At 41.3% G+C, this 9,926-nt stretch carries 11 protein-coding genes; 5 read left to right on the forward strand and 6 right to left on the reverse strand.

Annotation, left to right across the window (positions count from 1 at the left end; translation table 11 throughout):
- Positions 1–1,476: TolC family protein (locus ACFFAP_RS17920; protein WP_375512469.1), on the forward strand; the 1,476-nt coding region annotated here is incomplete at its 5' end.
- 283 nt (positions 1,477–1,759) lie between these two features.
- Here the strand turns inward: ACFFAP_RS17920 and ACFFAP_RS17925 are convergent.
- The 4 genes from ACFFAP_RS17925 to ACFFAP_RS17940 are packed head-to-tail and all read right to left on the reverse strand — an operon-like array spanning position 1,760 to position 4,502.
- Positions 1,760–2,242 carry a hypothetical protein gene (locus ACFFAP_RS17925; protein WP_375512470.1) on the reverse strand — a complete coding sequence of 161 codons (483 nt, stop codon included), beginning with the start codon at positions 2,240–2,242 and terminating at the stop codon, positions 1,760–1,762.
- Positions 2,235–2,660: a PepSY-associated TM helix domain-containing protein gene (locus ACFFAP_RS17930; RefSeq protein ID WP_375512471.1), complete on the reverse strand. Its 426-nt coding sequence runs from the start codon at positions 2,658–2,660 to the stop codon at positions 2,235–2,237. The genes ACFFAP_RS17925 and ACFFAP_RS17930 overlap by 8 nt, the downstream gene beginning before the upstream one ends.
- A gap of 29 nt (positions 2,661–2,689) precedes the next feature.
- A complete protein-coding gene (locus ACFFAP_RS17935) occupies positions 2,690–3,220 on the reverse strand; it encodes a TonB-dependent siderophore receptor (protein WP_375512472.1) in 531 nt (176 codons plus the stop codon).
- Positions 3,207–4,502, reverse strand: coding sequence for a TonB-dependent receptor plug domain-containing protein (locus ACFFAP_RS17940; protein WP_375512473.1), 1,296 nt, complete (start codon positions 4,500–4,502; stop codon positions 3,207–3,209). The genes ACFFAP_RS17935 and ACFFAP_RS17940 overlap by 14 nt, the downstream gene beginning before the upstream one ends.
- Positions 4,503–5,208: 706 nt before the next feature.
- On the opposite strand from ACFFAP_RS17940, the gene ACFFAP_RS17945 reads away from it, so the two are divergent.
- The 4 genes from ACFFAP_RS17945 (at position 5,209) to ACFFAP_RS17960 (ending at position 7,699) form a co-directional block, all read left to right on the forward strand.
- Entirely contained in the window at positions 5,209–5,586 is a 378-nt protein-coding gene (locus ACFFAP_RS17945; RefSeq protein ID WP_229458202.1) for a hypothetical protein, read from the forward strand.
- Positions 5,587–5,844: 258 nt separating this feature from the next.
- Positions 5,845–6,351, forward strand: coding sequence for a hypothetical protein (locus ACFFAP_RS17950; protein ID WP_375512474.1), 507 nt, complete (start codon positions 5,845–5,847; stop codon positions 6,349–6,351).
- A complete protein-coding gene (locus ACFFAP_RS17955) occupies positions 6,351–6,875 on the forward strand; it encodes a GNAT family N-acetyltransferase (RefSeq protein ID WP_375512475.1) in 525 nt (174 codons plus the stop codon). Before ACFFAP_RS17950 ends, ACFFAP_RS17955 begins: the two co-directional genes overlap by 1 nt.
- Positions 6,876–6,919: 44 nt before the next feature.
- Entirely contained in the window at positions 6,920–7,699 is a 780-nt protein-coding gene (locus ACFFAP_RS17960) for a photosystem II S4 domain protein (protein WP_375512476.1), read from the forward strand.
- 118 nt (positions 7,700–7,817) lie between these two features.
- Here the strand turns inward: ACFFAP_RS17960 and ACFFAP_RS17965 are convergent, their stop codons facing one another.
- Both ACFFAP_RS17965 and ACFFAP_RS17970 read right to left on the reverse strand, forming a co-directional pair.
- On the reverse strand, positions 7,818–8,594 hold the full coding sequence (locus ACFFAP_RS17965) for an SDR family NAD(P)-dependent oxidoreductase (RefSeq protein WP_375512477.1): 777 nt from the start codon (positions 8,592–8,594) through the stop codon (positions 7,818–7,820).
- A 179-nt stretch (positions 8,595–8,773) separates the two neighbouring features.
- On the reverse strand, positions 8,774–9,331 hold the full coding sequence (locus tag ACFFAP_RS17970; RefSeq protein ID WP_375512478.1) for a hypothetical protein: 558 nt from the start codon (positions 9,329–9,331) through the stop codon (positions 8,774–8,776).
- Positions 9,332–9,926: the final 595 nt, after the last annotated feature.

A 9,926-nucleotide genomic window follows, 5' to 3' on the forward strand; every position in this document is an offset into this window, starting at 1 on the left:
ACAGCACCGGAAACCGTAATTCCTACGCCAGGGGATTCAGTGCAACCTTCCACAGCACCGGAAACCGTAATTCCTACGCCAGGGGGTTCAGTGCAACCTTCCACAGTGCCAAGAACCATAACTCCTGCGCCATCAGGGTCAGTGCAAATTCCACAGAACCTGATTCCTAGCTCAAATCCCCTGCAATTTCCCACCAAACCGGAGGAAGTGAGACTTCAGGGAAATCAGCCGATTACTTTGGCACAGGCTTTAGAGCTAGCACGGCGGAATAATCGGGATTTACAGGTGTCTCTATTGGAGCTAGAACGCAATCGAGCAGTTCTACAGGAGGCGCAAGCGGCTTTATTACCCACTCTGGGAATTAGCACGGATATTACTCGCACTCAGTCTGCTAGTAGTCAGCTTCAAGACGAATTAAGTGGGAGAAATGGCTTACTCTCTAACCAAGATCAACCCAGTACAGCTTTTTCTGGTCAAGCACAACTTTCATATAACATTTATACTTCTGGGAGAGTGCAAGCTAATATCAGAGCGGCTGAAGAACAGGTACGTTACTATGAGTTTGCTGTAGAAACTCAGTCTGAGACAATCCGTCTGAATGTTGCCACTGACTACTACAATCTGCAACAAGCTGATGAACAAGTACGCATTAGCCAGTCGGCTGTGGTGAACTCTGAGGCTAGTTTGCGTGATGCAGAAGCTTTAGAGCGAGCTGGGGTTGGTACGCGGTTTGATGTGTTGCGATCGCAGGTGAATTTAGCAAATGCCCAACAAAATTTGACTAATGCTAGATCGCAGCAGGAAATTGCCCGTCGTCAATTAGCAACTCGGATAAGTTTGCCGCAGGCGGTAAATATCAGTGCAGCCGACCCTGTACAATTAGCTGGTCTTTGGAACCCAACGCTAGAACAAAGTATTGTGCTGGCTTATCAAAATCGTCCAGAATTGCAACAGCAGTTAGCACAACGTAATACTTATGAGCAACAGCGTAGGCAAGCCCTTGCGGAGCTAGGCCCTCAAATTAGTTTGGTAGGTAACTACAATCTGTTAGATCAGTTCAATGATAATGCCAGCATTACTGATGGTTATTCATTTGGAGTTAGGGCAACCCTAAATTTGTATGATGGAGGAGCAGCAAGAGCAAGGGCAGATCAGTTCAGAGCTAATATTGCGATCGCAGAAACTCAATTTGCCGAACAGCGCAACCAAATTCGCTTTCAGGTAGAACAAGCCTATTCTACCCAGCAATCTAGATTAGAGAATGTTCAAACCGCTAATACCGCTTTAGAACAAGCTAGGGAAGCTCTACGTTTAGCACGTTTGCGATTCCAAGCTGGTGTAGGCACTCAAACTGATGTGATTAACTCTGAAAACGACCTTACACAAGCTGAAGGTAATCGAGTTACAGCAATTTTGGATTACAACCGTGCTTTAGCTCAGTTACAACGGTCTGTTACCCTCAGAGCATTACGCTAGTGCCCCTTTGGGGAAGTCACGCATTCACGCATTCACGCATTCAAAAGTCACCCATGATTTAATTTTGGGCTTTCTGGCTGTAATGAAATAGCAGGTTTATTTCCGCCGACCTGTACTAGTACTGCTGACTAATCTTTCAATTAAAAATTCTAAAAGCCTCATTTTTCAATAATTACATTGAAGAATGAGGCTTTTAGGCTATTTTTTCATCTGTATTGATCCTTATCCAACAAGGTTTTGGTGAAATGAGGTGTGTTTGCCCTGTCCCAATCCCCAATCCCTATTATCTGCTTTGGCTACGAGTCTTAAACCACTCTTCTGCTTGATCCAAACTATAGAAGAGTTCGCAATTGCAACCAAATAAACGCTTCCCAGCTCCTTTCAAAATTATTCGTTTTAGTAGGGATTCTATACTAGGAGAAGTAACCATAGCTATACCCAAGCAATATTTCTCAAGTTCTTTCTTGTGTACACGCAGCCACTCACCCTCCATTTTTTCGCCAGCTTTTGATTTTCGAGGTTTACCACCCAGGTATTGAAAAGCAAAGCCTATGCGCTCTTGATGATTGATGAGATGTGTAAAGCGAGCAAGATAATTCTGAGTATCTTGTTCAGTCACTTTCTCACCAATTTGGATTACACAATATGACTGTTCTAGGTTATCGATAATATTGACCATAGATTTTTGTATCTTAGTAGTTATGGAAATTTCAGACTTATTAGCAACATATTTAGATGAAAAAGGTATTCTCAGGTTGCTAAACAATCACCATCCCCACTTTGCCTATAAATAAGTCGTGATGCAAGGCGTACAAAAAGCCAATAAGCGATCGCTCCCAAACCCTTGAACCCAAAATCTCGCCTGTATAAGGGTTGACAAAAGTTTGTAATTCTTTAGCATCTTTTGCTTTTACCTGTAAAAGATAGCTCTCATCTGGCTTTTGCAGCCAACTAATAGACTGCACAGAAAAGTTAGGAAACTCTTTCCCAACTGAGGCCAGTATTAAATCCGGCGATATTTGTGTTGCTTGGGGAGTGACTGACCACAGCGATGGATTGAGTGCGCGATCCAACTCTTTATGAAAAACGATGCTAGCACGACTCAGACTAATCACCATTAGTAGCAATCCCATCAGAATGCCAATAGAACTATGCAGCTTTAACACCAAGTTACGGAATTTCATGGCTAACCTCAATTGATGAGAGTTTTGAATCAAAATTGAAATGTTACTGAACCAATCACAGTAAATGGTTCGCCGAAATCATTGCCTCTGACTGCGTTACCACTAACGGTTCCAACGTAATTGACATCGAACAGATTCTTAAAATTCAAACCAAATCGCCAATTATCGCGGCGATAAAACAGCCCTGCATTCGTGACAAAGTAACTATCAGCTTGAAAAGTATTTGGTAATCCCCCCTCTCGTTCGCCTACATAGTTAAATCCCAGCCCAAAGCCTAACCCCTGAAAATTGCCAGTTTGAACTTCATAGGTTGTCCACAAACCTGCGCTGTGCCTGGGAATGCCTGCTAATCTGCTACCAACCGAATCTAGATTTGCATCTTTTGTAACTTCAGCATCCGTGTAAGCATAGGAGGCAATGATATTCCATCCGGGTAAGATTTCCCCAGTAATATCCAGTTCCACCCCTCGACTTTGTTGTTCGCCAGTAGCAAGAGAGGAGCCAAAATTATCGGGATCGGCAACAGCAACATTTTGCTTTGTGACATCAAAGTATGACAAGGTTGCTAAGAGTTTGCTTAAGAGCAAATCTGCTTTCACACCCACTTCGTAACCTTAAGGCATTGCGGATTGTCCAATTGTCGCTAAATTTATGCTCTAAATTGTAGCCAACGCTGAGGTAAGTATTCTCGATAGTGTCGTTGGGATTATTACTGACGCGACTACGAGGAACGTCAACAATTCCGTTGTTAGAGGCAACGATACCAAAGTCAGCAGGCCCATTATCTTTGGTGTATTCCAAGTTGAAAGTTAAATTAGTGCGATCGCCTATTTTCCAGGTAACAATCGGTGCTACAGAAAAGCGTTCGATATCGTTGTCGTAGTTCCGAAAGCTCTCACTATATTGGTATAAAGCATTCAGTCGATAAAGAACCTTACCATCGGTTGTCAATGGGCCGGAAATATCAAAGCGAGGACGCACAAATGGTTGGCTACCTACTTGCAGTTCTGCTTCATAAAATGGTTCAGCTAGTGGTTGCTTGGAAACTAGGTTAATTACACCCCCTGGATCAATCTCGCCGTAGAGAATAGAAGCTGGCCCTTTGAGGACTTCAACACGTTCTAAATTGGAAAATTCTGGAAACCCCTGAACTCCGTATACCCTAAAGCCATCTCGCAACACAGGGACACTACCTGAATATGCTTGCGCTCCAAACCCTCGCAAACTAAACCTAATACCTCGATTGTCATTATTTACCGCAAATGTAACACCACTCACATTACGAAGTGCTTCATCCAAACGAGTGATTTGCTGGTCTTTAATCACCTGTTGGGGAATCACTTGAATAGATGCCGGAATATCCCTGATCGGGGTATCAGTTCTGGTCGCAGAGGCAGCATCGGGGACAAGATAACCATCTTGCTCACCTGTCACCACCAGTTCAATCGGTTCATCAGTTTGTGCCGATGGTTTCTCTGATGGGGTTTGATTCTCTGGTGGTTCTGGAATGGGTGGCGTTTGTGCCGAAAATGTAACAGGTGTCAATCCGAATATCAAACCTTCATCACTATCAAACAACTCTACAACTGGCACACCCGTTTCACCTGTCACCGTCACCCGGATAGTATTACTGTCTTGATTAGTAACAGTTATCTCACTAATCCCAACAACAGGTTTTTGGGAGCGGAATGTGAACGCATCGCCACTAGGTAAACGTAGTTGTGCATTTGGGATATCAGCAATAAAGTTATTGCCAGCACTACGATTTGTAATTTGTAGGCGTTGCCCAAAGAAAGTTTGTAAAATCACCTCTACACCTTTGTCGGTAGAATTGGCTTTCACTCCCGTCACTTGCACAACTTCTGAAGTCGGCGCTGCTTGTGGCGTTGGCGATACTAATTGTTGAGCGCTGGTGTTAGGAAATTCTACTTCACCCAGTCGTGGAATCTCTCTAATCGACTTGGAATCCCGTAGTACTGACGCAACAGATTTACCTTGTGCTTGTTTGTTTACTTCTTGAGCAATAGCGCTTATTGCAATCTAGAACCAAATAGAGGTTGTGACAAAAAGAATCTTTAATATTTGCTTCAATACCATTTATACCCCTACATCCAGACTTGCTATTCCTCTCAATCAAGCAGCAAATAGCTGTTATCTAATGAGTTAAGTAATCAGCTAATTGAGAATATACATTACAGTAAATGACTAAGCTATTGCAAATAATTAGCAAAAATTTTGAAAAGATTGCCAGTAAAATCTGTTACTAGCTGTATAAAAAAATTTTAATTTTACGGAAAGTCTGTAGCAAGATATCGCAGCGTGCGTCGGCTTCTTTAAAACAGTCGCCACTTGCTTTCATAGCAAGAACGCTAAGAGCGAGCAAGGCGGGAGACCCGTGCAATGTAGTAGCTCAAACTTCCAAAACGGATTTTGGATTCTGAAAGCGCCCTGAAAAACCTATTTGTAACAGGAATTTTGTGAAATGATGTAGCATAACTGAGTGTCCGTAGTTTACCGCCGTAGGCATCGCTGGCCTAGTCAAAGACTCATGACTAAAGTAACATCTCAAGAAATTGCACAGTTTCGCTCTCAATTGGCAGAAGATCCCAGCGATATGGAAGCGCTGGATTTGATTGAAGACTGTGATGGAGATTTAGAAGATGCGGCAATGACGCTAGCTATCCGGGCAGGACAACAACCAGAAAGAGCAAATTCCGAGTGGTTAGATGCCTTGGCTAGAAAATGGCGTGTGGTGATTTGCGAACAAGAATATCGAGAAGATTTGCTTAATACTTCACCTCAAAAGATGATGGAACATCTAAAGGCAATGCCGACGTTTCCTAAAATTTTAGCAACACCAGTTTTGATATATGTCCTCAAGCAAGGCGTGAACAATTTTTGTGAGCCACTAGATTCGCTAAAGTGATCGGATGTACATTTAACTTGTGCTAACTTGTGCGATGCCTGCGGTTCTTGCTAGCCTACGCGGTTTGCAGTTGAGTTCAATACAGACTTAACAAGAACAGCCCCTTAAGAGCTAGCGCTGGAGAGTAAGACTCCTAACTCCTGTACAGACGCGATTAATCGCGTCTACTCCAAATTCCTAACCAATGCAAGATGATTCGACCAGGACTGATACGCTGTTAATTAAGGCAAAACTTCTATTAGACAAATTGTACAATCAATGAATTATCTTGTTGCCGTATTACCAGACCGCATTCAAGCCGAAGCTGCTTACTTAGCTTTAGAAGAACAAGGCATAAACAGTACTATTCTAGGCAAAGGATATAAAACAGCTGACGAGTTTGGCTTAATTGACCCCAAAGACCAAGCCAAAAAGCAAGCACAACTGATGGCAACCTGGCTGATACCATTTGGCTTTTTTGCAGGTTTTACATTCAGCCTCATCACTGGTTTAAATACTTTTGCCTGGGCGGGTGAAATTGGCAATCACATCGTTGGCGGACTGCTGGGTGCTGCTAGTGGTGCTATGGGTGGTGTGCTTGTCGGTGGCGGAGTCGGTTTACTCGTAGGAAGTGGTGATGCTTTACCTTATCGCAACCGCTTAGATGCGGGTAAATACTTAGTTGCCGTTCAAGGTTCTGAAACTCTCACTCGGCAAGCAACCCGAATATTACGTCAGTTTGATCCAGAAAATATCCAAGGTTATGCTGACACAAGTAGCGTGTAATGAATCATAGTTTACACATCATGACACAGCGACTTGAGTTACTTCCCTGTTCTTTGGAGGTGGCGCAAGCCGTTGTGACAAGAAATAAGCCCGAAGTAGAGAGGCTTTTGGGGGTACGGGTTCCTGATGATTGGTATGGATCGGAGGTGTTAGATATTTTTCCAATGTATGCTCAGATGCTCATAGATGATCCTTCCCAGTTGGGTTGGGGTATCTGGCTAATGATTGACATTGCCGATTCTACTTTAATTGGCGATTTGGGTTTTCTTGGCAAACCCGATCGGACAGGAACTGTAGAAATGGGTTATGAAGTGCTATCAGCTTATCGCCAGCAGGGATTTGCTTTTGAAGCAGTAGAAGCACTGGTCAATTTTGCCTTTACTGAGCAAGAACTCAATAGAATTATCGCTCATTCTCCAGAGGATCATGTTGCCTCGATTCGCATTTTGGAAAAACTGGGAATGCAACAAATTGCTAAGGATGAAAACCTTCTGGAATGGGAATTAAAGTTAGAATCAAGATAGTTTTAGCAGATTAATTCTCAATTCATAACTCATAATTTTTAAGAATGTTGCCACGAGAAGAACTTTTAAAAGGTGTTGAAAATCGAGATAGTGTAGCTCGTGCAATTGATCAAGCGGAGCAAGCCATCAAAACTTGGGAAGTCGTTTTGACTGATTTTCTGTCTCCCCCAGAATTGGCAGAAATTCAACGAGTGTTTAACCGATTAACAGAAGTGCAATTAGTTGCGTGGGGCGGATATCCGCAAGCTGAACGCCAAAGAATAGCGATCGCTCGTTCAGAACTTCCCTTAGATCAATCTCAAGTCAGCCTTGTAGCTGTAGAAATTGCTGGTAATTTCCTGTTTGATACCGCCTCTCACCGCGACTTTTTAGGCGCAATGTTGGGGACAGGAATTGTTCGTGAAAAGACGGGAGATGTGATTGTCTTAGGAGAACGGGGGGCGCAGGCGATTGTCGCACCAGAATTGGTGGAATTTTTGGAAATGAGTCTTAAACAGGTGCGATCGGTTCCTGTGAAAACTCAGCAAATTGAGGTAAGTGAATTAAAGGTTAGGGAACCGAAGAAAAAAGAATTAACTACTGTAGAGGCTTCTTTGCGATTAGATGCGATCGCATCTGCTGGTTTTGGCATGTCCCGCAGCAAAATGGTTGATTTCATTGATGCTGGTGATGTTCGCGTCAATTGGAAGGAAGTTACCCAAGCTAGTTCTCAAGTCAAATCAGGCGACTTAATCGCCATTCGCTCTAAAGGACGTTTAGAAGTTGGGGAAATCGCCGTTACAAAAAAAGACCGTTACCGAGTTCAATTAACAAGATATATGTAATAAGTGAGGAGTGAGGAGTGAAAAGTTAAGAGTTTTAAATTCCCCGCTTTCTTTAACTCCTAACTCCTAACTCCTAACTCCTAACTCCTAACTCATAACTCATAACTCCTAAATATACTTAGGCTTTAAAGTGTTTTGCTAACATATTCAACAGAAGTTTGCGCGGTACAAGTCGAGATAATTTGCTTCTAATTTGAGTGCTAGTATCAGAACTAATAACAGTTGGATAGCCTTTTTCCAAAGCGTCTAAACATTCACAAACAACTTTTTCGGAAGAATACACTTTATCTGTAGTACTTGCCAGCGCTGGAGGAAAATTAGCTTCTGCAAAAAAGTTTGTTTCTATTGGGCCTGGACAAGTGACTAAAATACGGACACCATATTGATTATTTTCTGCCCATAGTGCTTCACTAAAGCTGAGAATAAAAGCTTTACTTGCAGCATAAACAGCAAGGTATGGTATCGGTTGAAATGCGGTAATTGAAGATACGTTAATAATACTTCCAGAACGACGTTGCCGCATCAAGGGGAGAAATTTATGGGTTAAATCTACCAATGCCAAAATATTTAATTGCACGATTTTAACTTGTCTTTCTCCATCCCCTTCGGCAAAGTCGCCATAGCAACCAAAACCAGCATTGTTGATTAATAAGTCAATGGTTAATCCCTTTTCTTTAGTAGCATCAAATACAGCAGCAGCTGCATGAGGTTCTGTGAGGTCTTTGACTATAACCTCTACTTGAATTTTGTGTTGTTCTTCTAGTTGTTTAGCTAATTGGCTTAGTTTCTCTTCGGAACGAGCAACGAGTACAAGATTGGTCTTGCGTGCAGCTAGTTCTTGAGCAAAAGCTTTACCAATACCACTAGAAGCACCAGTAATTAAAGCAGTTGGCATTCTACATATTCAGATAGTTTTCAAGCACTATTAAAATCTTAGCGATGCTGGCTAGAAGTTTTAACTATCCAAAGTGATATACCCAAAAGCTGAAAAGTAGTATTTAGTACTGAAGTGAGAGCCGTGACCAAAATAATGATTTTTCTCATGGCGATTCTAAATCAAAATGAAATTGTTAATTACCATTTTTCAGACCAATAGATAATTTCTGAGGCGGAAGTATTAATAGCGACGCCGTAGCTATTTCCATGATTCCACTTGAAGCCAGGTCTACCTTTATCCTCTGTATTTAATACCAATATTTCATAAGTAGGTGGAAAAGATTCTGTATGAGAGTCACTGGTGTAGAAAAAAGTTGTCGGCACACCATTAGGTTGATTTATGTGGTCGTTTGTGCTTCCACCCCTATATTTGTGCTTTGCACTACTTCTGTATTGTGAAAGTAGTTTTTCTATCTTTTCTGGTTGCTGTTTCAGCCTAATTTGAAAAAAACTACTTCCTTGCGAAAATTCGGGAGAGTAAGCAATGCGAACATTTTTGGCATCAGTGGGAATCTCATTAGGAAAATGTTTTACTTGGTCATTATCAGACCATAGTTGATTACGAATTTCTTTGTAACGTGATGTATCAGTTATTATTTTAGATTCTCTAGTACTGCTAAAAGTTCTTCTCAGAAAAAAGCTTCCCCCGACAATACTAAAACTAGCAAGGGTTAATAGAAACTGCGATCGCTTCATCAAGTTGGGTGTGTCTAACTTTTATAGTCATATACCCAACTAATAAACTAAATTAGTACTATTGCGGATATCCCATCAGAGATATTAACAGAAACTTTGTGTATCCAAAGGAAATTCGGGATAATTGTAAAATTACTGTGAAGTTGGTCAATGATTACCTAGTTAAATACCGTAGGTTATCCTCGTTGATATCAGTACTAACTTTGTAGCTAACGAAATCAATTCTACAGCCATCCATTTTTTTTTCAATTCTTCCTGATGTAGCAAGAACTAAGACGGATATATAAATAGTAGATGCACCTTAATTAAATCACAGCCCTCAGCTTTTAGTTGGGGGCTTTTTTTATTATTGATATTTTTTGATTTGAAATTAAAATAAATTTGTTACAAAGTTAAATCTTCCCGGATATGACAATCAATAAAGCGGATTAATAAATGGTAGATGCACCTTAATTAAATCATAGCCTTCAGCTTTTAGTTGAAGGCTTTTTTATTGCTGATATTTTTTAATTTAAGAATAAAATAAATTTGCTCATGATTTTAATTTTTCCGGATATGGCAACCAATAAAGCGGATTAGTAAATGGTAGATGCAC

Origin of the sequence: uncultured Nostoc sp. (assembly GCF_964245575.1) — a bacterium.
In the GTDB taxonomy this organism is placed as follows: Bacteria; Cyanobacteriota; Cyanobacteriia; order Cyanobacteriales; family Nostocaceae; genus Nostoc.